We start from the raw sequence: 23,758 nt of genomic DNA, 5'->3' as shown, positions 1-23,758 counted from the left end.
TATTTTACTCTCGTGATGTCTGTTCGTCCAATGCTGCACTTGATGCACGGGTAATTAATTGTGTATCAAAAGCGGTGACTTGACGTGTCATCTCAGGATTTTTAATACGTGCCATAACCGTGTCCAGTGCTGCCTTAGCTACCAAATCAACTGGTTGTTTCACAGTTGTCAAGGCAGGCGTGAAGAATTCAGCATAGTCGGTATTATCATAGCCCACCACTGAAATATCTTCAGGCACACGAATACCATGAGCGCTGAGACCTGATATTAACCCAACTGCTAATTCATCATTTAAAGCAAAGACTGCCGTTGCTTGTGTAATTGATACCGCCATCGCAGCAGCGCGACCAGCATGCTTTGATAAACTTCGCGTGGTGACCTCACTAACTTTACCACCTGCCGCCAACATCGTTTCTTTAAAAGATGTCGTTCGGTATAACAAGTTATCAGTATGTAATTGGTTACCCAGTAACACCACGTGCTTATGACCCAAAGCTAATAGATGTTCTGCTACTAAACGGCCACCCTCTTTATCTGAAGCATAGACAGCATCCGCATCGGCTAGTTCATCATGATTTTCTAAAACAACCATCGCAACCCCGCGCTTTTTCAAGCTTTTCGCAATTGTCGCTGGATTTTTTAATTGGCTAACCACCAAAATGCCGCTAACACCTAAATTAACCAACGTTTCAATGGCCGCATCAGCCGCTTCGCCATCGGCAGTCATAATTGATAATGACGTATTTTCAGGTAAATTTTCTTGCATTTCTTGCACAATATGCCCAAAAAATTGAACACCTAAACTTGGTACCACCACACCAATTAACATATGGGCACCGTGTTTTAAACTACGAGCACTCGCGTTGGGTACATACCCGATTTCGTCACGGGCTGAAAACACCTTAGCTTTCGTTTGATCTGAAAAACGACTACCCTTCCCATTTAAAACTTGTGAAACAGTCGCAATCGATACACCTGCTAGACTAGCTACATCTCTAATTGAAACTTTTCCCATTTGAAATACCTCTATTCCAAAAATTCAATTGCCCACATTGGCAATTCTTAACGCATTAAAAAACATATGTATTAAAACATTTTACCAATTTTTAAATGAATTAAAAACCTTTTTACCTGATTTTTATACAGACGAAGTATTTACATTAAATGTGATTGCAGTATAATTTAACTTTGTAAGTAACACAGGGTAGATTAAAATGCGTCAAGTGCTGTGGAAACGGAATGTGGGCCACAGACGAAGGATTTCCGCGATATTTTAATCACATTCACTGTAATAAGTGAAACCCTCCAAAATAAAAGGAGGTGTTTTCAAATGAAAACATTATCATATCGATTACCACAATTGCGTACCAAGCAACTCGCCATGCTCGGGATTTTAATGGCCCTACAGCTCGTGATTAGCCGCTTTTCACTCGGTACTGCAACGCTCAAAGTCGGCTTTACCTTCTTGATTGTTGCCATTATCGCAAAATGGTATGGTCCCTACTGGGGGATGCTCGTTGCCATTTTCACCGATGTCATTAGCAGCTTGTTAAACGGCTATGGTTATTTCTGGGGCTTTACTTTATCAGCAGTCGTTGCTGCCGGTATCTATGGTTTTTCTCTTTATAATCGTAAAACCGTTTCTTGGCTACGGATTATTGTAACTGTTTTCTTAGTATTGCTAATTGTAAATGTTGTCCTAAATACATTATGGGTCACAATGATTGGTAATATTCATAATGCTGAAACAATTATGTCGTTATTATGGATTCGGATTATCAAGCAAATTGTCTTTTGGCCAATCCAAAGCATCTTACTTTATTTTCTACTTAATAACCGCACAATTGAATCGTTGCATCAAAAAATCTAAAATTCAAAAGATAGACCTACAATCATTCCGGATTGTAGGTCTTTTTCTGAATTAAATTTGTTTAAATAACAGTGCAATACCACCAACAAGCATAGCGATACCAAATACAACACCACTTAAAAGGGCTAACGGTAAAAAATTCGAAGTATTCTTAGTACCATGATTTTTAGTTTGCACAAAAACATTTTTTACACTATAAAATTGCCAAAAACTAATTAAAATACAAACTATCCCAACAGTTCGTTCAAGCATCCCTTACACCTCCTGTTAATATTATTATGTGTGAAAACGTTTTCAATGGCAAATTTTTTAGTCACAAAAGGCCCTCCTAATTGTTCTTGATTTAACAATCATGGGGCCATCTTTTAATTTTAAACAGCTATTCATCAAAATTACTAATTATAGAAATTAGAATAATATTTTAACCTATTATTAGTAACTTCGATGAACATTAAAACCAACCTTACGACACGCTACTTCAAATGAACTTGCAAATTTATTACGAACATTTGGTGTTGAAAATGTTAATTTTGTTTCATTAAAAACATCCCCACAGCCAATACGATAAACACAACTATCATAAACTTGGCCAACAAAAACCTCACCCCGACAAGTCAAAGTGTCTTCTAAAGCATCAATTAATGCTTTTACTGTATAATCTGGGATATCACGACATTCTTGCAATAAGTAACGAATACGTGCACATTTAGGCAATTGCTCAATCCGACATTCTTGATCTGCTATCATTTAACCCTCCACTTTTAACACAATGACAACCAATTCATTTCTACATATTTATATTAACCAATAATAATTGTTTTATCAAGTGTATAATATTATTAATTGTTGCAAAAACTATTTTCTGATTATTATGCTATAATTGTCAGTACCGATTACTTTAAAAAACGAGGAAATTTTATATTATGAACGAATCCATCTCTAAAACACAATATTTACAAACTATATTAGAATTAAGCGGTGGTGACGAATCATCAAAAATTTCGAACAATCAAATTGCTGAACATTTAAATGTGACCCCTTCTTCAGTTTCAAACATGCTTGCTAAATTACAAGAAGCTGGCGAAGTTGATGTTGTCCCATATTATGGCGTAACTTTGACGAAAACTGGTCGTGAAACGGCTTTGCGTTTGATTCGTTCACATCGTTTAATTGAAACTTTTGGTGCAACGAAACTTGATTTATCAATTTCAGAAGCTCACTCAAATGCTGATAATCTTGATCACGATGCAGATGACCAATTTATTAACGCCCTTGATAAATATTTAGGTTATCCAACTTTGAGTCCACATGGGCTTGCAATTCCAGATATTAACCACAATTATTCACCTAAAAAATTTCGTCCTTTGCGTAAAGCCAAAGATGGTGAAACTGTTACCATTAACAGCTTTACTGAAGATTTAGAATTGTTGCAATATACGGAAACATTGAACCTAAAGCTAAATACTGTTTGGACCATCAAAGAGCGTCTACCATTTGATGGTCCCTTGGTATTAGAATCAGATGACGCTAAAATACAAGTCACGCAACATGCGGCCGATTTCATTTATGTCAACGACTAATTAGCAATAAAATCAGTAACTAAAAAGCCATGAGATAGCAAATTAACTATCTCATGGCTTTTTGTCAATTATGTCGTTTCTACTTATCACTAAAGTTATTGATGAAATACAATAATGTCTGTAATTCATTGGTTAAATCAACATTTTGAACACGAACATTGCTAGGTACATCCAACCGTAGTGGTGTAAAATTCAAAATACCGCGGATACCAGCATTAGCTAAACGCTTAGCGACATCCTGCGCAACGTCAGCTGGCACCGTAACGATGGCAACATCAATTCGTTGATCCATAATTTGCTTTTCCAAATCATCCAAACTATAAACTGGAATACCTGATTGAATGGTATTCACAATTTCAGGATTAATATCAAATGCTGCTGCAATGCGCGCATTTGAACTTTGGTGGAAATTGAAGTTTAACAAGGCTTGACCAAGATTTCCAACTCCAACTAATGCTACTGATGCTAAAGTATCTTGGTTTAAAATTTCACCAAAAAATTGCATTAATGCTTTAACGTCATAACCATAGCCTCGCTTACCAAGCGCACCAAAATAAGAAAAATCACGACGAATTGTTGCAGCATCAAATTTTACGGCATCTGATAATTCGTTTGATGAAACGCGGACAGTTCCAGAATCAAGCAACAACTTCAAATAACGATAATAAATTGGCAATCGTTTTGCCGTTGCTCTAGGAATATCATGTTCAACCATTTCGTTCGACCTCGTTTTCAAAAATTAACTAGTTTCACAAGTCAAAAAACATATTGTGAATCTTATACTAACTAACATGATACCATAGGTCGTGCGTTTCGTGAATAAACTAACAATTAAGAATTCACAAAGATGCGTTTTTTTGAAAGCCCTTACCTATTTTACGAATGCTTAGGCTTTCCTTTATTCTTACGGTGCTTACGCTTAGCATGCTTTTCCTTAGCCAAACGCTCTTGACGTGACATAGTTGTTGGTCGTACGGCATTAATTTGCTTATGACGTTGCTTGCGTGGTTGACTACCAGATTGCTGCTTCTGATTAGCCACTTTCTTTGCAGGTTCTTCAGTTTTCTCGTGAACTTTTTTATCAGCAACTGAAGTTTGTTCATGATAAGATGTGACATTTTTAACACCTGTCACCGTCTTAATATCAACTGCAACTAACTTCTTTAAATCACGTTGATCATGATCGTTACCAAATGAAATTACCAACCCTGGTTTACCAATACGGCCGGTACGACCAGCACGGTGCGTATAAGTTTCACCATCACGAGGCAAATCAAAATTAATGACGGCTGGTAAATCAGGAATATCTAGTCCACGGGCCGCAACATCAGTGGTTAACAAGAATTTAGCAGTTCCTTTACGGAAATTAGCAAGAGATTTTGCACGCGTGGTACTTGAATCACCACGTACCAAGGTTGCCATCGCCACATGTTCATGAGCCAAAAAGCTGGCCGTAATTTTTAGTTGCTTTGTGGTATTAAAAAATACTATGGCTTGAAAATGTTTTTGCGTTGCTAATTGACGCAAGCGCTTTTGTCTTTGATCACGAGCAGTTGGCCAAAATTCATGCGTGATTGCAGTTGGAATTTCAACCTGACGTTGGTCGATACGCAAAAAGTCGCGGTCAAATAAACCACTAGCTGTTGGTATATCAACTTCAGTCGCACCAAACAAAGCCACTTGCACATCGTCATCTTCAATAGCATCCCAAATCTGATCAATTTGGTTAGCGGTATCATCACGCAATAGCTCATCGGCTTCATCAAGAATCAATGTGCGCAAACGCTTTAGTTTTAATTTACCATTACCAACTAATTCACTAACGCGACCTGGCGTTCCAATCAAAATTTCAGGATGTTTTTTTAGACGATCTAATTGGTGCTTAACATTGGCGCCCCCAGTCAATGCTAGTACCTTTAATGACAATACACTGGCCCACTCACGTACGACACGGGTAGTTTGCATGGCTAATTCTTGTGATGGTGCCAAAATTAATAGTTGTTCACCATCATCTGCAACTAACTGAGGCAACAAAGGCCAAGTAAACGCTAATGTCTTACCAGTTCCAGTTGGTGCCAATGCGTCAATTGATTGGCCAGCTGCTAATGGTTCGGCAACAGCTTCTTGAATGGGTGTTAGGCTCGTAAAGCCAACACTTGTTAAACGTTCTTCAAAACGGTGATCCATGTTTTCTCCTTAATATCTAGCAATTATTATTTATCTGCTGGGAAAACAATCCCGGCATCTTGACGCAAATCAAATAACACTTGATTAACCGTTTGGCTTAATGCTAATAATGATTGATAATCAGCAGCTGTTTCTGCCGGACGTGTCATCATATCAGCAAACAAATCCGCTTCAGCAATCATTGGGTTATCTGCTGGTGCTTGACTCAGTGGATGGGCTACTTTATCTGCGTCATAATACGTAATATCCAATACTTCAGCAATATCACCAATAACCAAAGTATCACGTAAGCCCAAAATTTCAGAATCCAAATGACTATTTGAACCTTTACCAAATTCTACAGTCACATCAAAATCAGCATAACGCAAAATCGCAATTCCACGACCATCTGCCCCATTACGCAATGATGTTGCGAAATAATGGCTTGATTGTGGCTTACCAAATAGCTTAATAACGGCATAGATTGGATAAATACCAAGATCAGTCAATGCGCCCGCACTAAATTCACGCGTTAAAACATTGGGTTCTTTACCAGCTAAATAATCATCAAAACGTGATGAGTACTTTTCGTAAACAAAAGTAGCTCCAGAAATCTTAGGCATTTTAGCTACTTGTTTTTCAATAATTTTGAAGTTAGGTTGTTGAATATGACGCGCAGCCTCAAACATACGCACAGCTGAATGTTCATCTAGTAGTTGCATGATTTGTGCGTATTCTTGTGGATTTGAAAACGCTGATTTTTCAACAATAACGTGAATATCATGGGCAATAGCTGCCTTGACTTGGCTGAAGTGCACGCTGTTTGGAGAAGCGATATACACCACGTCAATCCCGCTATTATAAAAAGCTTCTAAATCAGTATAAACAGTCGCAACATTAAACTTTTGACCGAAACTTAGCCCAGTTGTTTCATGACGTGAATAGATAGCAGTTAATTCATATTGTTTCGTAATATGAGCGGCTGATACAAATTGTTCTGTAATCCAATTTGTACCAATAACCCCTAATTTGTATACCATAATCCAGTTCCTCCTAATCATTTTGCTGATTTTGTAATACCAATTATACCATTTAAAAAGCTGCCTTTCGTCATATTAAATAACAAAAGACAGCTAAACTTCTTTAAATAACAGTTGCGCCTAAACTATTTTTAAAATGATCCAATGCCCATTCCTGGCCATGTTCTGTAAACGTCGCAACCCCAGCTTTTGGAATCGTTAACTTATAATTTAAGTTATAGCCATAAACAGCTGTATGCAACACACAAATATCGGTACAAACCCCAACCAACCACAAATCATCAATCTTTCGCTCACGCAAAAAATTATCTAAATTAGTGTTTTGAAATGCTGAATATCGGTTCTTGTTAAAATGATAAACTTTTTCATTCGTTTGGTTTGATTCATACCAGTCTTGTAGTTGACCATAAAGCTCCTGGCCCCACGTTCCAACAATATTATGTGGTGGAAAAAGTTTATGCTCAGGGTGATAAATATCATCCTCGTAATGTGCATCAGTTGGTAAAATAACATAATCACCATTATCAAGAAATGCTTGCGCTTCCTTAACAATATAAGACTCTAAAGCTTGTCCTGGCTCACCACAAGTTAGTGAACCTGCTGGTGCCACAAAGTCATTCGTATAATCAATTATCAGTAGTGCTTTTGTCATATGTCTTGTCACCCTCCTGATATGATTGTACCATGATTTATTACCATGAATATACAAAAAATAGCCAGCAAAAAGCTGACTATCTTTTAAAATTTAGTTTTTACGCTCCAACACAGTCACCGATTCAATATGTGTTGTTTGTGGGAATTGGTCAACAGGTTGTACATCACCCTTAATTTCATAACCATCTTCCTCAAATTGCACAATATCACGTACCAATGTTGCTGGGTTACAGCTGATATAAACAATCTTCTTAGGTGACATTTCAGTAGCGGCATCAATTAATTCAGGTGTCAATCCCTTACGTGGTGGATCAACGAAGATGACATCCGGTTGAAGACCTTCTTGTTGCCAAGCAACCATCTTCTCTTCGGCCTTACCTAGTTCAAACTTAACGTTGTGAATATTGTTGATGTCGGCATTACGCTTAGCATCATCAATAGCACTAGGTACTACTTCAACACCAAGAACTGACTTAACACGATCAGCGATGGTTAATGAAATCGTTCCAATACCTGAATAAGCATCAATAACCGTCTCATCCCCACTCAATTCAGCCTTATCAGCAGCTAACTTGTACAAAACTTCCGTCGTTTGTGGGTTAACTTGATAGAATGAATTTGGACCAATAGCGAATGTCTTATCAAACAAAGTATCCTTGATAACTTTGTTTCCCCATAGAACATGGTTAACATTACCCAAGATAACATTGGTCTTGTCTTGATTAACATTTTGAATAATTGAGGTAACTTCAGGCAAAGCTTGTTGGATTTCTGGGATAATCACATTAGCACCAGGAATACGCTTTGAACGTGTTACCAACACAACCATCATTTCGTGTGAATAATAACCACGACGAACCATGATATTACGGATAACACCCTTGTTGTGCACTTCATCATATGCAGCTACGTGGAACTTCCGCAAAATATCACGGATAATAACGATGGCCTTATCAATTTCTGGATCTTGAATATAAAAGTCTTCAATTGGCATCAAACGGTGTGAACCACGACGGAAGAATCCAGTCGTTAGTTGACCTTTAATTTGACGGGCTGGAATTTGCGCCTTATTACGGTATCCCGTTGGGTTTTCCATACCAATCGTTGGTGCCACATTCACATCGACGTGTTGCTTACGGAACAATTCAATAATTTGATTTTGCTTAAACTTTAATTGTGCATCATAGTTAAGGTTGGCTAATGGTGCGATACCAGCTGTCAAAGCAGCACTATTTGCATTGTGATTACGGTTTGGTGACGTTTTAAGCGTCTTAACTACACGACCAAATGCATAATTAGTTGTTACCTTGGTAATCCCAACACGGATTTTTTCGCCAGGTACGGCATTATTAACAAACACTGGGAAATCATTAAATTTAACCACACCATTACCTTGGTATGTTAAATCAACAACGTCAGCATCAAATTCTTGATTTTTAACCACTGGGGCTTTCTTCTTCATTATTTTCTCCTTCTTTGGCCTTTGCGACGACCAACAAACCTTTTCATTGTACCATAACCATACACAGGCGCAAACAAAAAACACTTAACTATTCATATAGCTAAGTGTTTACTGTTTTACATCTTTTCTAATGCTGCAATCCGTTCTTCCATGGGTGGATGCGTTGAAAATAAATTTGTTAATTTCTTTGTTTGTAATGGGTTGGAAATGTACAAGGCTGCACTTTCTGGCGACACATTTTCATCTGACATTGGTTCACTCTTTGAAATTTTCGTTAATGCACTAATTAAACCTTGTGGGTTACGTGTTAATTCCACTGCCCCAGCATCAGCCAAAAATTCACGATTACGAGAAATTGCTAATTGCACCAAACTTGCGGCAATTGGTGCTAAAACTAACACCAACACGGATGCAATCATCGCAATGACATTACCTTCTTTATCATTATCACGCCGATTACCACCAAAGTACCAAAAGTGTGTGCCAAAATTAGCCAACATGGCAATTGCTGAAGTCATTGCCACGGCAAGTGTTTGCAAACGAATATCGTAATTACGCACGTGAGTCATTTCATGGGCCATCACCCCTTCTAATTCCTCACGTGTCAGCACTGATAAAATGCCTGTTGTTGCTGCCACAGCTGCATGTTCTGGATCATTACCAGTCGCAAAAGCATTTGGACTTGGATCATCAATGATAAAAACCCTTGGCATTGGTACATTGGCAACTAAAGCCATGTCTTCAACAATATGCCATAAATCAGGTGCTTGATCTGAATTTGTAATCTCTTGGGCGTGATTCATATTCATAACCACGTCAGTCGATTGACTAAACATATATGTTGCGTAAACAATTCCTGTAACCAATGCAATGACGACACCAGCGACCCAGGTATTCAATAAATAATAACCTAACGCTGCACCAACAATTCCCATGAACAAAAAGAAACCAACAAATAACACAACTGTCTTGCGCTTATTTTTTGCAATTTGTTCAAATAACATTGTTAATTACCTCATTATAGCCCTTTGTCATCAAATGATACGTTGACGACATCACGTTCTTCATCTGGTGTTTCTAAGAATTCACTTGGCTTGAAGCTATGTAACTTAGCAATCAAATTAGTTGGGAATGACTGTAACTTTGTATTGTAATTAGCAGTTGTTGTATTAAATAACTGACGTGAGTAAGCAATTTTATTTTCAGTATTACTTAACTCTTCCATCAATTTATTATATTGATTTGAAGATTTCAAATCAGGATATGCCTCAGCAACGGCAAAAATTGACTTTAAACCGCTAGTCAATTGATCAGACAGCTCCATTTTTTGTTGATGATCATCTGCTGGTGCTTGTGCGATTGCATTACGTAAACCAACTACCTTTTCTAAAGTACTTTGCTCAAATTTAGCTGATCCTTTAACCGTTTCTACCAAATTTGGAATTAAGTCATTACGTCGCTTTAGCTGTACGTCAATTTGACTCCATGATTCCTGCGTTCGCATACGTGCTTGTACTAGTCCGTTATAGATACCAACCCATAATAGAATTAATACAACTACTATACCGAAAATAATCCATCCAATCATCGCTTTCTCCTATCTGAATAAATTAATTTACTGTCACAATTTATTTAATTATATTGTAACATGCTTGAAAAGTATTCATGACTTTAAATTTATCCGATATAAAAGAGTGCGTACCAAAAAGCCAGGACACAACAATCATCCTGGCTTTTTCAATTTATTTTATTTAATCAACATATTCAGCAAGTGAAGCCTGAATGGCTGTTAATTTATCATTAGCAGCAGCTTCACTTTCACCCTTAGTACCGACATACAACTTAATCTTTGGTTCAGTACCTGATGGACGCACAGCAACCCATGAACCATCTGCTAACCAGTACTTTAGTACATTGGCCTTTGGCAAAGTTAATGCCGTCTCAATACCCGTCTTGGTATCAGTTTCAACTTGTTCAGTGAAATCTGCAACCTTGATAACTTCAATATCACCTAAACTTGTTAGTTGTTCAGCACGGAATTTAGCCATTAAGGCAGCAATCTTTTCTGAACCATCAATTCCCTTAAAGGTTAATGATTGTGTGTTTTCAACAAAGTAACCATACTCTTTGAACAAATCTTGCAAACCATCATACAAAGTCTTACCTAGTGACTTGTAGTAAGCTGCAACTTCAGCTAGCAAAACGGTTGCTTGCACAGAATCTTTATCACGTGCAAATGGCTTTACCAAGTAACCATATGATTCTTCAAAGCCAAATAAGAAAGTATGCTCATGTGTTTCTTCATAGTTTTGAATTTGCTCAGCAATATACTTGAAACCAGTCAACACATTAATTGTTTCAATACCAAAGCTCTTGGCAACATCTGCCGCAAATTCAGAAGAAACAATTGACTTTACTAGCACACCGTTGGCTGGTAAAGTACCGGCCGCTTTCTTAGCTGTTAATAGGTAATTTAATAATAGCGCACCAATTTGATTACCAGTTAGTAGTTGGTAGTCTCCTGATGGTAGGCGGACAGCTGTTCCCATACGATCAGCATCGGGATCAACACCAATTACAACATCAGCGCCTTGTTGCTTAGCTAAATCAATTCCCATAGCTAAAGCAGCTGGATCTTCGGGGTTTGGTAATTTGACTGTTGGAAAATCACCATTTGGCTCTGCTTGTTCAGGGACAATGGTTACATTTTTAAAGCCAGCATTATCCAAAGCTTGACCAGCAATCAAAGCCCCCGTTCCATGCAATGGTGAGTAAACCAACTTCATGTCACGACCAACTTCATCGACCAACTTTTGATCAACGGTCACTGTTCTAACTTCTGCCAAATAATCATCATCGACATCCGTACCAATTTGTACCAACAAGCCGTCAGCTTCTAGCTCCGCTTGTGATTTAACCGGCACTGCAAACATATCAGCCTTACGAATTGAATCAGTAATAATATCTGATTCCTTAGGTGGCATTTGACCACCATCTTCACCATAAATTTTGTAGCCGTTATATTCTTTAGGATTATGTGATGCAGTAATCATAATACCAGCATACGTATTTAGATGACGAACCGTATATGATAACTCTGGTGTTGGACGCAATGATTCAAAGACATATGCCTTAATGCCGTGTGCACCCAATACTTTCGCTGATTCAAAAGCAAATTCTTGTGAAAAATGACGAGAATCATATGAAATTGCCACACCGCGTTGCTTAACATCCCCAGCTAATGAATCCATTAAGCGGGCTAATCCTTCAGTTGCTTGTCGCACTGTGTAAATATTCATACGGTTAATACCAGCACCTAATACACCACGCATACCTGCAGTTCCGAATGACAAAGGCTGATAAAAAGCATCTTCTGCTTTTTGATCATCATTAGCCAACGTTGCCATTTCAGTCTGTAAGTAGTCGGGCAAATCAGTTTGTTCTGCCCATACTTGATAATTATCTTGCCAAGTCATGTTATTATTCTCCTTTATTACTATCATATTCCCCAACATAGCTATCTTTTATTGTACCATACGATTATTGCATTTATTATTTAGGTCTCGTAATAATGTTTAATTGCTCACCACCAATAATCACTTTATCAACGACATTTAAAAACAATCCATGCTCCACAACACCGATGGTCTGTTCCAAGAAATAAGCTAAGCTTTCTGGATGTTCAATGCAGTCTAATGTTAAATCAATAATATAATTATCAGCATCAGTTGTTAACCGCTCACCAGTCGCTGCTCGACGAAATTTTGGTTGCATATCCGCTTCTGCAAATCGCTTTAATAAATGATGACTACCATACGGCACAACTTCAACGGGTAACGGAAATTGACCAATAACGTCGTGATACTTCGATTCATCAATAATCCAAATATTTTCTTTAGCATTTAAAGCAACAATCTTTTCAAATAAGAGTGCTGCTCCCCCACCTTTAATACCATTAAAGCAATGATCAACCTCATCAGCACCATCAATAGTCAAATCGATAGCTGGGACCTCATCAACGGATGCTAATTTAATGCCTAATGATTTAGCTAATGATGACGTCTTTGATGAAGTCGTTACCCCAACAATTTCCAAGCCTTCATTATTAATGCGATTAGCTAATGCTTCAATAAAAAAGCGCACAGTTGAACCAGTTCCCAAACCAACAACCATTTTATCTTCAATTAAAGTTGCCGCATATTCACCAGCTTGTTTTTTATACAATGTTTTTTTCTCTGACATTGTCTTATTCTCCTAATCATCCCCTGATACCTTTTATTTTATAGGTAATCCGTTTAAAAAGATAGTTTGCAAATAAGTAACCATTTCTGATGTCATTTGGTGCTTGAGAGCACAAAAAAAGTTGAGACATCACATCTCAACTTTTTTGATAAAATCTTTATTATTTAGAACTTTCTAAATCGATCACGACGTTGCGCAATCAATTTATCAGCTGGCATCACTGCCAATTTTGTAATTTCCTCATCCAATTTCGCACGAATTAATGAAAATACGCGTGAATGTGAACGACTTTCAGGAATAATGTATTCAATAACATTTTCAGCTAACAAATCATTAGGTGTTAGTCCCATGACAGCAGCCGCTTCATCATGACGCTTAGCATCCTTCCAAAGGATTGATGCAAAACCTTCAGGAGAAAGCACTGAATACGTTGCGTTTTGGAACATCCAAACTTGATCAGTCGTAGCCAAAGCTAGCGCACCACCAGAACCACCTTCACCATAGATAATGGCAATCATTGGAACTGGTAATTTCAAACTTTCAAGAATACTTTGAGCAATCGCATCCCCTTGACCTTGGTCTTCAGCAGTTTTACCTGGAAAAGCACCCGGTGTGTTGATGAATGTGATAATTGGACGGCCAAATTTTGCTGCCTGCTTCATTAAACGAAGCGCTTTACGATAACCGTAAGGCTCTGGTGAACCATTACGCTTATTTAATTTGTCTTTAATATCTGACCCTTTATCAATCGCAATAACTGTTACCGGACGCCCATTTAACGTTGCTAGACCACCAACAACACTCTCATCGTCGCCAGCATAGCGATCACCATGTAATTCAAAGAAATCTTTGAAAATACCATTGATGATTTCACGCGCCATAAAACGATCTTCACGTGAACGCTTCACAATTTGGACGGGGGTTAATTCACGTCTAAATAATCTCACCATGATTAACGACCTCCTTGTGGTTGATGGAATTTAACAAGTTGTGCGAGCACATGTGTTAATTCTTTACGTTGCACAACGGCATCAATAAAGCCGTTTTCCAAAACTGTTTCTGCACGTTGAAAATCTTTTGGTACTTTTTCATGAATCGTTTGCTCGATAACACGCTTACCAGCAAAACCAACTAATGAGTGTGGTTCAGCCAATGTGACATCCCCTTGCATCGCGAATGATGCTGTGACACCACCCGTGGTTGGATCAGTCAATACCACAAAATATGGCAAGCCTGCTTCTTGATGAGCAGCAACTGCAGCTGATACCTTTGCCATTTGCATTAATGAATTAATACCTTCTTGCATACGAGCACCACCAGAAGCCGTAAACAAAACAACTGGCAACTTTTGCGCCGTTGCTTTATCAAACAAACGCGTAAGCTTCTCACCAGTTACGGTTCCTAATGAACCCATCATAAAGTATGAATCCATAATACCAAGGGCAACAGTAGCATCATCTAACTTTGCCTTTCCTGTTAAGACAGATTCTTTCAAATTAGTTTGTGACTTAGCACGCGCTAATTTATCTGCATAACCTGGAAAATCAGGTTCTGGCAATTCTAAATCTTTATCCCATTCTTCAAAAGAATCAGTCATCAAACCGACACGCTCGTAAGCTTGCAAACGGAAACCATAACCGCAATTTGGGCACACCCGCTCATCCCCTAATTGCTTAGAATACAATTGGGCACCACAATATGGACATGCTAAAAACAAGCCATCTGGTATTTGTGCATCAACATGGGCATCTTTCTTAATCTTAGGTAGTTTGACATGTGTTTGATTAAATAAATCCATCTCTTGCCTCCTACTTATCGTTTGCTAAGCTTTCTTGCCATGCAGGTAGAAAGTCATGTTCTAGATATTGCGTGGTAAATAGCCCTTCGGCAACACCTGCATCACTTAACAAAGCTTCTTGGAAGTTAGCATTAGTATTAACACCATCAATTACTAACTCATCCAAGACACGCTTCATCTTAGTCACGGCTTCATCACGTGTTGTACCGTGAACTAATAACTTTCCAATCATTGAATCATAGAATGGTTGCACAATATCACCTGAATAAACAGCTGTATCAATCCGGATACCAGGTCCACCAGTTGGTAGGAAGACAAAGTCAACCTTACCAGCACTTGGTGCAAAGTTACGTTCTGGTTGCTCAGCGTTCAAACGCACTTCGATTGCATGACCATCGACTTTAACTTCTGATTGTTTCATCGTCAAAGTTTCCCCAGCTGCAACTTGAATTTGCATCTTAATCAAATCAACGCCCGCTACTAGTTCAGTTACGGGATGTTCAACTTGAATACGCGTGTTCATTTCCATGAAATAGAAATTACCATCATGATCTTCCAAGAACTCAAGCGTTCCAGTATTCTCATAATCCAAAGCATTAACAGCTCTAGTGGCAATTGCACCTAATTCATCACGCATTGCTTGTGTAACACCAACAGCAGGACTTTCTTCCATTACTTTTTGGTTATTACGTTGTAATGAACAGTTGCGTTCTGGGAAATACAACACATTACCTTGTTGATCTCGGATGATTTGCATCTCAATATGCCGAACGTTAGTCATAACTTTTTCAACATACATGTGACCATCACCGAAAGCAGCCTTGGCTTCATGTTGTGCATCATCAAATTTATCTGCTAATTCATCTTCAGAATAAACGAAACGCATTCCTTTACCACCACCACCGGCAGCAGCTTTTAGCAACAATGGATAACCAATGCGCTCAGCAATTTTCTTGGCATCACTAGCATTGTGGATAAAACCTTCAGATCCAGGAATAACAGGAACACCAGCAGCACGCATTGACTCACGCGCATTTGCCTTATTACCCATTAGTTCCAAAACCTTAGGACTTGGACCAATCCACTTTAATCCAACTGCACCAACCATCTCAGCAAAGGCTTCATTTTCTGACAAGAAACCATAACCAGGATGAATTGCTTCAGCTCCAGTCAAAAGAGCAGCACTCAAAATATTTTTCATATTCAAGTAACTGTCTTTTGAACGAGGACCACCAACAGCAATTGCTTCATCAGCTAATCGCACATGCAGACTATCTGCATCCGCTGAAGAATAAATAGCGACAGATTCAATGCCCATCTCCTTCAGTGTTCGAATGATACGGACCGCAATTTCACCACGGTTCGCCACTAAAACTTTTTTGAACATACTTAATCTCCAACTATAAACGTTAGGTCGGCCGTCGTGGCACGCTTGCCATTGACATAAGCCGTTCCTTTACCTTCTCCAATTGGGCCACGCAAACGGGTCAACTTTACTTCTAAACGTAATTGGTCACCAGGACGGACCATCTTACGGAAGCGAGCCTTCTTAATACCACCAAAGTAAGCTGTCTTACCTTTGTATTCAGGCATTGAAAGTAAAATAACCGCACCAGTTTGTGCTAAAGCTTCAATTGTTAAATTACCTGGGAATGTTGGATCGCCAGGAAAATGTCCTTGGAAGATTTCTTCATTCACTGAGACATTCTTAATAGCAACAGCACTCTCACCAGGTACAAGTTCCTCAACCGTATCCACCATCAACATTGGGTAACGGTGAGGCAAAATCTCTTGAATTTGTTGTGTATTTAATACTGACATTCAAAGACCTCCTTAGGCATCTGGTTGGATGCGGAACAAAGCATGTCCATAATCAACAACATCTTCTTCTTCAACCAAGATTTCCTTAATTGTTCCTGCGACTTCACTCTTAACAGGTGTCATCAACTTCATTGCTTCAATGATAGCAACTTGTTCACCAACACTGACATGATCACCAACCTCTTTGAAGGCTGCTGCGTCTGGCTTTGGCTTCAAGTAAACTGTTCCAACTAGTGGTGCTTCAATCAAGACACTGTTATCAGTACCTAAATCAGCAGTACCTTCTGCTAGCTTCGTTTCAGTTGCCACATTAGCAGGTGCTGCAACACTTGCTTGTGGTGCAACAACAGTTGGTTGTGACATTTCATTTTTACTTAAATGTAAATTAAACTCATCTGATTGTAGTGAAAATTCACGTAATGAACTATTCTCTAAATCTTGCATCAAAGTCCGAATTTCATCTAATTGTAAATCCATTACTTCTCGCTCCACTTCTTAAAAATAACAACGGCATTATGACCACCAAATCCATAATTAGCTGATAGGACATAATTTGGTGCCACATGCTTATTTTCATCATTAACTAAGGTTACACCCATTGTTTCAGGGTCTTGTTCAGTTAAACCAACGTTAACTGGCAATTGCTCACGAACAATTGCACCAATAGCAGCAATTGCTTCAATGGCACCAGCGGCACCTAGCAAGTGACCCGTCATACCCTTAGTTGATGAAACCAAGACACCATTCTTACCAAAGACTGATTCCATAGCCTTTGATTCAGCTGCATCGTTAGCACCTGTAGCAGTACCGTGAGCGTTAACGTAATCAATATCACTAGCTTGAATACCAGCGTCTTCAAGTGCTAACTTCACTGATCCGGCAGGACCTGAACCATCTGGAGTAGGACTCGTCAAGTGGTAAGCATCGGCGTTTGAACCATAACCAACAACTTCAGCAATAATGTTAGCTCCACGGGCTTGAGCATGTTCTAGTGATTCTAAAATAAGGACACCAGAACCCTCACCCATAACGAAACCATGACGGTTAACGTCAAATGGTGTTGATGCCTTTAGTGGATCTGGTTCGCTTGACAAAGCAGTCAAAGCAGCGAATCCTGAAATTCCCATTTCATTGACTGATGCTTCAGCACCACCAGTAATCATGACATCCATCTTACCTGATTGGATACGCCAGAAAGCTTCACCAATCGCATTAGTAGCACTGGCACAAGCGGTAGAAACTGTGTAGTTAATTCCCTTTGCACCATAACGCATTGAAACGTTTCCTGAAACCATGTTTGGAATAGCATCAGGCACGAACATTGGGCTAACACGTTGTGGTCCCTTGTCGTGCATCTTGATAACTTGTTGCTCGATAGTTGTTAAACCACCAATTCCAGTACCCATAATGACACCGAAACGGTCAGGGTTATCAACACCATCTTCTAAGCCAGCTTGCTCCAAAGCTTCACCGGCAGCATGAACGGCATATTGTGAGAACAAATCCATCTTACGTGACTCACGCTTACCAACACGGGCAGCAGGATCAAAATCCTTAACCTCACCTGCGACAGTAATACCTGTTTCACTTGCATCAAACTTTGTAATTGGTGCAATTCCAACTTCACTGTTAAAAATACCGTTCCAAAAATCTTCAGTACTATTTCCAACAGGGGTAACAGCCCCTAAACCTGTAATAACAACTCGTGTCATCTTGTTCTCCTTTATTCGTTAGCATCGCTATACGTATGAAAAAAGTAATTCAATAAATAAGTGCAAAACATACGTATAAGTCGCTTTAAATATATAAACCACCATCGACCGTAATTGTCTGGCCAGTAATGTAATCGTTTTGAGCCAAGAAAACAGCTGTATTTGCAATTTCAGTTGCTTCACCAAAACGTTTCAATGGTACTGCTTCTAATACTTGATCTCTTACCTTATCAGATAAAGCATTTGTCATATCAGATACAATCATACCTGGTGCAATTGCGTTAACACGAATGCCACGCATTGCACCTTCTTTTGCTAATGTCTTTGTCAAACCGACAATCCCTGCCTTTGAAGCAGCATAGTTAGCTTGACCAACATTTCCCATTAGACCAACAACAGAGGCAATGTTGATAATTTGACCGGTCCGTGCGCGTAACATCTTCTTAAAGATTGGTTGTGTGACATTAAATGTTCCATTCAAATTAGTGTTAACAACCTGCGCGAAATCGGCTGGTTTCATACCCATAGCTAGTTTGTCATTAACAATTCCAGCATTATTAACTAAAATATCAATACCTTTGATTTCAGCAAATAAGCCATCTAATGCTTCTTGAACACTTGCATCATCAGCAATATCAGCTGTAATAGCCATTGTATTTTCACTAAATTCAGCTAAAACTTCAGCCTTGGGTGCTGACCGACCATGCAAAATAACATTTGCACCGGCTGCATCAAAAGCATGTGCAATTGCCAAGCCAATACCACGAGTAGAACCCGTTACCAACACTGTTTTTCCTTCGAGATTCATTACTTCGTCTCCTATTCTGCTGTGGCTAACATCTCACGTACTTCTTGATACGTTTTAAAGTTCGTGACTTTATAACGCTTAATATCTTTACCCACAATCTTGCGTGCAAATTTATACAAAGTATCGCTTGGTCCAAATTCAATTAACGTATCAACACCATCATCTACCATTGCTTGTAATGCTTGTGCAAAATAAGTTGGTGACACAATTTGGTCTAATAATGTTGCCTTCACGTCAGTAAATTTTTTACCAGTTGTATTTGAATAAACATCAAATGCCATTGGTGCAAAAGATTCATCTGCTAAACGTTCAGTCAACTTATCAGCTGCTGATGCCATTAATGGTGTGTGGAAAGGTCCAGAAACTGGTAATTCTACCATGCGAGCAATGCCAGCATCTGTTAAAGCAGCCATGGCTTCATTAACATCTGCTTCAACACCACCAATTACTAATTGGTTGAATGTGTTGTAGTTAGCTGGATATACTTTTTTACCATCAGCTTGCAATTTATTAATTGTGTTAATAACAAGATCTTGATCATCTGTCATAACAGCAACCATTTTACCTGGGTTTTCATCACCTGCTTTTTGCATATAAGCACCACGATCTTGAATGATACGCATTGCTTGATCAAAATCCAAAACGCCTGCTGCAACTAACGCACTATACTCACCTAAACTAAGTCCTAATGTTGCTTGTGGTGTTGGCATTACATCAGCCAATGACCGATAAATTGCCGTACTCATAGCTAGGATAGCTGGTTGGGTATACTTTGTTTGCTTAACATTTTCTTCATCATTAACAATGGTTGACATAATGTCATAACCTAATACCTTGCTGGCTTCATCAATGGTTTCTTTATAAGCTGGAATTTGCTCATATAAATCAGCACCCATGCCAACTTTTTGAGCGCCTTGCCCGCTCATTAAAATTCCAAGTTTCATACATCCTCCAAAAAATTAATTCAAAAGGTCCTGTGCTTGTGACCAGGTATCTTCCAGGATTTCAGAAACTGGCTTTAATTCAGTAATTAATCCTGAAATTTGACCAGCCATGAAAGCACCGTTTGTCTTATCACCGTCAAGCACAGCACGACGTAGTGATCCGTTTTCCAAGTCCTCAATAGCATCTGCATCAGGCTTTGGCTTTTGAATTTCAATACGTTCTTGTTTTACGAAGTTCTTTGACATCTTTGTCTTTAGAACACGTGCACGATTACCCATAATTTCACCAGTAACCAATGTATCAATGTCCTTAGCCTTTATAACGGCATTCTTAAAGTCTGGATGAACTTCAGATTCTTCAGATGCTAGGAAACGTGTTCCCATTTGGACACCTGAGGCACCCAACATAAAGGCAGCCGCAACACCGCGGCCATCTCCAATACCACCTGCAGCGATAACTGGAATATTTACAGCATCAACAACTTGTGGAATCAAAGTCATTGTTGTCAAACTTCCGATGTGACCACCAGATTCCATTCCTTCGGCAACAACGGCGTCAACACCCTTTTTCTCCATCATCCGAGCAAGTCCAACTGATGGAACTACAGGGATAACCAAGATACCGTGACTGTGTAATTCATCGATAAATGGTGATGGATCACCAGCACCTGTGGCAACGACCTTAACACCTTCTTCGATTACAACATCAAAAACTTCACGGATATGGCGTGACAATAACATAACGTTAACCCCGAAAGGCTTATCCGTTACTTCACGAGCACGATGGATTTCTTCACGTACTTTGTCTGCTTTCCAATATCCAGTTCCGATAATACCTAATCCACCTGCTTCAGAAACAGACCCAGCCAAATGACCTGTTCCTGCCCAAGCCATACCGCCTTGGATAATAGGATATTTCATGCCCAACTTTTCAAAAAGTGGATTATTTAGCTTAAAGCTCATAATATCGTCCCTTCTAACTACTTTTGCCTAATTAGGCATTTACTTGTTCTGATACCTTGTTTACCAAATCTTGAACAGTTTGAATTTCTTCAGCAACAGCCAACTTGATATCAAATTCGTCTTCAACACGGTTCAAAACTTCAAACAAGTCCAATGAATCTGCATCGATGTCTTCACTCATGTTAGTAGTTAACTTAATTTCATCATCTTCCAAATCAAATTGGTCAACCAAGATTTCGCTTACTTTGTTAAAAATTTCTGTTTCAGTCATGTTATTTTCCTCTTTTTTATGATATTAATTTTTTGTTATAAATTATAATTGTATGATTAATGCGCCAGCTGTTAGCCCACCACCAAAGCCAGCAAGAGCAATTTTTTGTCCAGCATACACAACGCCTTGTTGACGTAGCTCATTTAACAAAATACCAATACTTGCTGCACTCGTGTTACCATAGTTAACCACATTAATCGGAAACTTTTCGATTGGTTGCCCAAATCTTTTTGCAATGCTTGCAATAATGCGTGCATTTGCTTGATGTAATAAATAAACATCAATGTCATCAGCAGTTAATTGTGCTTTTTCTAAAGCTTCAGTTAGAACTACTGGTACTTGACGTGTCGCAAAGTTATAAACTTCACGACCGTTCATATGAAAATAAGGATCGGCTTGTGATAAATCACCAGTAAAATAATTACTATTACGTTGATGACCAGCCGTTAGAAATTCTGATTGAGAACCATACGTCTTTAATGATTCCGCCAATAAACCAACTTGATCAGTTGTTTTTTCTAGCAAAACCCCTGACGCACCGTCGCCAAACAAAATTGCTGTTGATCGATCCTCCCAATCAACTAACTTGCTGAGTACCTCAGCACCAATCACGAGACCCCGTTGATACTTGGTTGCTAACAAAGAACTTGCCATACTTAATGTATAAACAAATCCTGAACATGCAGCTGATAAATCCCAGGCAAACGCATTGGTTGCCGAAATATTACCTTGCACTTGTTGGGCAACACTTGGTGTCAAATTATCTGGTGACATGGTACCAACAATAATAAAATCAAGTTGTTCTGCCGTTACATTAGCTTGTGCCAACAATTTACGCGCGACACTTGTTGCCAAGTCACTTGTATTTTCATTGGTTACAATATGTCGTTGGTGAATACCTGTACGTGGATAAATCCAATCATCAGATGTATCCATAAACGTGGCTAATTCATCATTCGTCACGATGCGATCTGGCACCACGTGGGCAGACTCAACAATTGTAAATTGTTCCATAACGTCCTCAATTAAAATTGTATTAGCTCATGAAGATATTCTTGCAAGTTCGTAATAGCCTTTTCAACTACCGGAGCATCGCCTTTATCTAATGAATCAAACAATGAATGGGTCATGCCACGATGAAACGCTTCATGTGCACGATATACCGTACGTCCCTTATGCGTTAAACCAATCCGAACAACCCGGCGGTCTTTCGTATCACGATTGCGTACGACGTACCCCTTCTTTTCTAACTTATCAATCACACTCGTCATGGCGCTAGGCGTCAAATGCATCGTCTGTGATAACTGAGAAGCAGTACGTGTATCATACATAGTAATTGCGACAATCGTATGCATGTCTTTAATAGAAATGTCTTTAAAACGAGACTTGCGAAGAGAAGCTTCTTCAATCCACATAACGTTATTGAACACATCTACTAATGTTTCATTCATTTGTTCAAAAGAATCTTCCTCATGTGCAGTCATACTTTATTTCTCCGTGTCACTAGCTGGCTTTTGCTCAGGTGAAACGACAAACATTAGTTCAGCACTTGTAGCCAACTTATCATCGACAACTGCTTTAACTTTTACTGTTCCCATATTTTCACGTAAGTTACCAAACTCAACGTGCAACTTCAAGACATCACCTGGTGTAACCATGTGCTTGAACTTTGCATTATCAATTCCAGTCATGTAAGCTGTCTTACCAACAAATTGTGGTGATGATAAAATCAAAATTGAAGCAGCTTGTGCCAATGATTCAATGATCAAGACACCTGGCATTACCGGATTACCTGGGAAGTGTCCTTGGAAAAATTGTTCATTGATTGTCACGTTTTTAGTTGCAATCAATGATTCCCCAGGGGTCATTTCATCAACGTAATCCATATATAAAATAGGATAACGATTTGGAATTAAATCCATAATTTCTGTCGTAGATAGAACTGCCACAGTTATGCTCCTTCCAAAATTTATTTCGAACATCGAAATATTCGATATTCAAATCTTATTGCTTTTTGAACTAAATGTCAACTTATTAGACACTTACCCCCTTGCCTATCTAATAAATCAGCTTAAAATTTTATAATTACACATAAAAAGAGCCAGAACATCTAATGCTCTAACTCCCAATAATATCTACTAATATTACTTGTCGAACTTTGATTTCAAATCATCAACAGCATCTTCTGCCTTGTCTTTTAAGTCATCAGCTGTTTCTTTAGCCTTGTCCTTAGCATCACCAAAGGCACCACGAGCCTTACCAGCTACACCTTGTGCCTTACCTTCAGCTTCTAGCTTTTCATTATCAGTTGCTGCACCAGCAACCTTCTTTGCTTTACCTTCAGCTTCATCTACTTTACCTTTTACGTCATCTTCAATTGCCATAAATTCATCCCCCTTTTTAAATTACCCCAATAGTAACGAATAT

28 protein-coding genes and 1 riboswitch are annotated in these 23,758 nt (G+C 38.8%); of the genes, 2 read left to right on the top strand and 26 right to left on the bottom strand.

The window, feature by feature from the left end:
* Positions 1-4: 4 nt before the first annotated feature.
* Positions 5-1,015, bottom strand: a complete 1,011-nt coding sequence (locus ACSYSF_RS01980; RefSeq protein ID WP_489868054.1) for a LacI family DNA-binding transcriptional regulator — start codon at positions 1,013-1,015, stop codon at positions 5-7.
* Positions 1,016-1,198: 183 nt separating this feature from the next.
* Positions 1,199-1,291, top strand: a riboswitch (THF riboswitch).
* Between the two features lie 39 nt (positions 1,292-1,330).
* On the opposite strand from ACSYSF_RS01980, the gene ACSYSF_RS01975 reads away from it, so the two are divergent.
* Positions 1,331-1,870 (top strand): folate family ECF transporter S component, encoded by a 540-nt coding sequence (locus ACSYSF_RS01975; protein WP_489868053.1) that lies wholly within the window; start codon positions 1,331-1,333, stop codon positions 1,868-1,870.
* 51 nt (positions 1,871-1,921) lie between these two features.
* Here the strand turns inward: ACSYSF_RS01975 and ACSYSF_RS01970 are convergent, their stop codons facing one another.
* Complete coding sequence (locus ACSYSF_RS01970) at positions 1,922-2,122, bottom strand: immunity protein (RefSeq protein WP_489868052.1); 201 nt, start codon at positions 2,120-2,122, stop codon at positions 1,922-1,924.
* A gap of 180 nt (positions 2,123-2,302) precedes the next feature.
* On the bottom strand, positions 2,303-2,617 hold the full coding sequence (locus tag ACSYSF_RS01965; RefSeq protein WP_489868051.1) for a hypothetical protein: 315 nt from the start codon (positions 2,615-2,617) through the stop codon (positions 2,303-2,305).
* A gap of 176 nt (positions 2,618-2,793) precedes the next feature.
* Here ACSYSF_RS01965 and ACSYSF_RS01960 point away from each other — a divergent pair, with 176 nt between their 5' ends.
* On the top strand, positions 2,794-3,450 hold the full coding sequence (locus tag ACSYSF_RS01960; RefSeq protein ID WP_489868050.1) for a metal-dependent transcriptional regulator: 657 nt from the start codon (positions 2,794-2,796) through the stop codon (positions 3,448-3,450).
* Positions 3,451-3,529: 79 nt separating this feature from the next.
* Here the strand turns inward: ACSYSF_RS01960 and ACSYSF_RS01955 are convergent, their stop codons facing one another.
* The 23 genes from ACSYSF_RS01955 to ACSYSF_RS01845 all read right to left on the bottom strand — a co-directional run bounded on the left by ACSYSF_RS01955 (position 3,530) and on the right by ACSYSF_RS01845 (position 23,715).
* The gene (locus tag ACSYSF_RS01955) at positions 3,530-4,165 is read right to left on the bottom strand and encodes a redox-sensing transcriptional repressor Rex (RefSeq protein WP_489868049.1); all 636 of its coding nucleotides are present in this window, start codon (positions 4,163-4,165) and stop codon (positions 3,530-3,532) included.
* A 161-nt stretch (positions 4,166-4,326) separates the two neighbouring features.
* Positions 4,327-5,637: a DEAD/DEAH box helicase gene (locus ACSYSF_RS01950; RefSeq protein WP_489868048.1), complete on the bottom strand. Its 1,311-nt coding sequence runs from the start codon at positions 5,635-5,637 to the stop codon at positions 4,327-4,329.
* Between the two features lie 26 nt (positions 5,638-5,663).
* Positions 5,664-6,656 carry a Gfo/Idh/MocA family protein gene (locus tag ACSYSF_RS01945; RefSeq protein WP_489868047.1) on the bottom strand — a complete coding sequence of 331 codons (993 nt, stop codon included), beginning with the start codon at positions 6,654-6,656 and terminating at the stop codon, positions 5,664-5,666.
* A gap of 103 nt (positions 6,657-6,759) precedes the next feature.
* Positions 6,760-7,308, bottom strand: a complete 549-nt coding sequence (locus tag ACSYSF_RS01940; RefSeq protein WP_489868046.1) for a cysteine hydrolase family protein — start codon at positions 7,306-7,308, stop codon at positions 6,760-6,762.
* Positions 7,309-7,401: 93 nt separating this feature from the next.
* On the bottom strand, positions 7,402-8,772 hold the full coding sequence (rlmD, locus tag ACSYSF_RS01935; RefSeq protein WP_489868045.1) for a 23S rRNA (uracil(1939)-C(5))-methyltransferase RlmD: 1,371 nt from the start codon (positions 8,770-8,772) through the stop codon (positions 7,402-7,404).
* 116 nt (positions 8,773-8,888) lie between these two features.
* The gene (gene htpX, locus ACSYSF_RS01930) at positions 8,889-9,776 is read right to left on the bottom strand and encodes a zinc metalloprotease HtpX (RefSeq protein WP_489868044.1); all 888 of its coding nucleotides are present in this window, start codon (positions 9,774-9,776) and stop codon (positions 8,889-8,891) included.
* Between the two features lie 14 nt (positions 9,777-9,790).
* Complete coding sequence (locus ACSYSF_RS01925) at positions 9,791-10,360, bottom strand: LemA family protein (RefSeq protein ID WP_489868043.1); 570 nt, start codon at positions 10,358-10,360, stop codon at positions 9,791-9,793.
* A 163-nt stretch (positions 10,361-10,523) separates the two neighbouring features.
* Complete coding sequence (locus tag ACSYSF_RS01920; RefSeq protein ID WP_489868042.1) at positions 10,524-12,248, bottom strand: phospho-sugar mutase; 1,725 nt, start codon at positions 12,246-12,248, stop codon at positions 10,524-10,526.
* 76 nt (positions 12,249-12,324) lie between these two features.
* Entirely contained in the window at positions 12,325-13,014 is a 690-nt protein-coding gene (gene rpiA / locus ACSYSF_RS01915) for a ribose-5-phosphate isomerase RpiA (protein ID WP_489868041.1), read from the bottom strand.
* A 164-nt stretch (positions 13,015-13,178) separates the two neighbouring features.
* Positions 13,179-13,964 carry a carboxyltransferase subunit alpha gene (gene accA, locus ACSYSF_RS01910; RefSeq protein WP_489868040.1) on the bottom strand — a complete coding sequence of 262 codons (786 nt, stop codon included), beginning with the start codon at positions 13,962-13,964 and terminating at the stop codon, positions 13,179-13,181.
* Positions 13,965-13,966: 2 nt separating this feature from the next.
* Complete coding sequence (gene accD, locus ACSYSF_RS01905) at positions 13,967-14,812, bottom strand: acetyl-CoA carboxylase, carboxyltransferase subunit beta (protein ID WP_489868039.1); 846 nt, start codon at positions 14,810-14,812, stop codon at positions 13,967-13,969.
* A gap of 10 nt (positions 14,813-14,822) precedes the next feature.
* A complete protein-coding gene (accC, locus tag ACSYSF_RS01900) occupies positions 14,823-16,199 on the bottom strand; it encodes an acetyl-CoA carboxylase biotin carboxylase subunit (RefSeq protein WP_489868038.1) in 1,377 nt (458 codons plus the stop codon).
* A gap of 2 nt (positions 16,200-16,201) precedes the next feature.
* Positions 16,202-16,633 (bottom strand): 3-hydroxyacyl-ACP dehydratase FabZ, encoded by a 432-nt coding sequence (gene fabZ, locus ACSYSF_RS01895; protein ID WP_489868037.1) that lies wholly within the window; start codon positions 16,631-16,633, stop codon positions 16,202-16,204.
* 12 nt (positions 16,634-16,645) lie between these two features.
* Entirely contained in the window at positions 16,646-17,110 is a 465-nt protein-coding gene (accB, locus tag ACSYSF_RS01890; protein WP_489868036.1) for an acetyl-CoA carboxylase biotin carboxyl carrier protein, read from the bottom strand.
* Positions 17,110-18,345 (bottom strand): beta-ketoacyl-ACP synthase II, encoded by a 1,236-nt coding sequence (gene fabF, locus ACSYSF_RS01885; protein WP_489868035.1) that lies wholly within the window; start codon positions 18,343-18,345, stop codon positions 17,110-17,112. Before fabF ends, accB begins: the two co-directional genes overlap by 1 nt.
* A gap of 85 nt (positions 18,346-18,430) precedes the next feature.
* Entirely contained in the window at positions 18,431-19,153 is a 723-nt protein-coding gene (locus tag ACSYSF_RS01880; protein ID WP_489868034.1) for a 3-oxoacyl-ACP reductase family protein, read from the bottom strand.
* Positions 19,154-19,164: 11 nt separating this feature from the next.
* A complete protein-coding gene (locus ACSYSF_RS01875; RefSeq protein ID WP_489868033.1) occupies positions 19,165-20,097 on the bottom strand; it encodes an ACP S-malonyltransferase in 933 nt (310 codons plus the stop codon).
* Between the two features lie 15 nt (positions 20,098-20,112).
* Positions 20,113-21,060, bottom strand: coding sequence for a DUF561 domain-containing protein (locus tag ACSYSF_RS01870; RefSeq protein ID WP_489868032.1), 948 nt, complete (start codon positions 21,058-21,060; stop codon positions 20,113-20,115).
* A gap of 31 nt (positions 21,061-21,091) precedes the next feature.
* Complete coding sequence (locus ACSYSF_RS01865; protein ID WP_489868031.1) at positions 21,092-21,331, bottom strand: acyl carrier protein; 240 nt, start codon at positions 21,329-21,331, stop codon at positions 21,092-21,094.
* 42 nt (positions 21,332-21,373) lie between these two features.
* Positions 21,374-22,345 (bottom strand): beta-ketoacyl-ACP synthase III, encoded by a 972-nt coding sequence (locus ACSYSF_RS01860; protein WP_489868030.1) that lies wholly within the window; start codon positions 22,343-22,345, stop codon positions 21,374-21,376.
* Between the two features lie 11 nt (positions 22,346-22,356).
* Entirely contained in the window at positions 22,357-22,815 is a 459-nt protein-coding gene (locus ACSYSF_RS01855; RefSeq protein WP_489868029.1) for a MarR family winged helix-turn-helix transcriptional regulator, read from the bottom strand.
* Positions 22,816-22,818: 3 nt separating this feature from the next.
* Positions 22,819-23,280: a 3-hydroxyacyl-ACP dehydratase FabZ gene (gene fabZ, locus ACSYSF_RS01850; RefSeq protein ID WP_489868028.1), complete on the bottom strand. Its 462-nt coding sequence runs from the start codon at positions 23,278-23,280 to the stop codon at positions 22,819-22,821.
* A 195-nt stretch (positions 23,281-23,475) separates the two neighbouring features.
* Positions 23,476-23,715 (bottom strand): CsbD family protein, encoded by a 240-nt coding sequence (locus ACSYSF_RS01845; protein ID WP_489868027.1) that lies wholly within the window; start codon positions 23,713-23,715, stop codon positions 23,476-23,478.
* Between the last annotated feature and the right edge of the window lie 43 nt (positions 23,716-23,758).

Source organism: Weissella sp. ESL1139 (genome assembly GCF_058506735.1).
The sequence above is the reverse complement of the archived record's forward strand: the minus strand, read 5'-3'. Positions and strand labels throughout refer to the sequence as shown.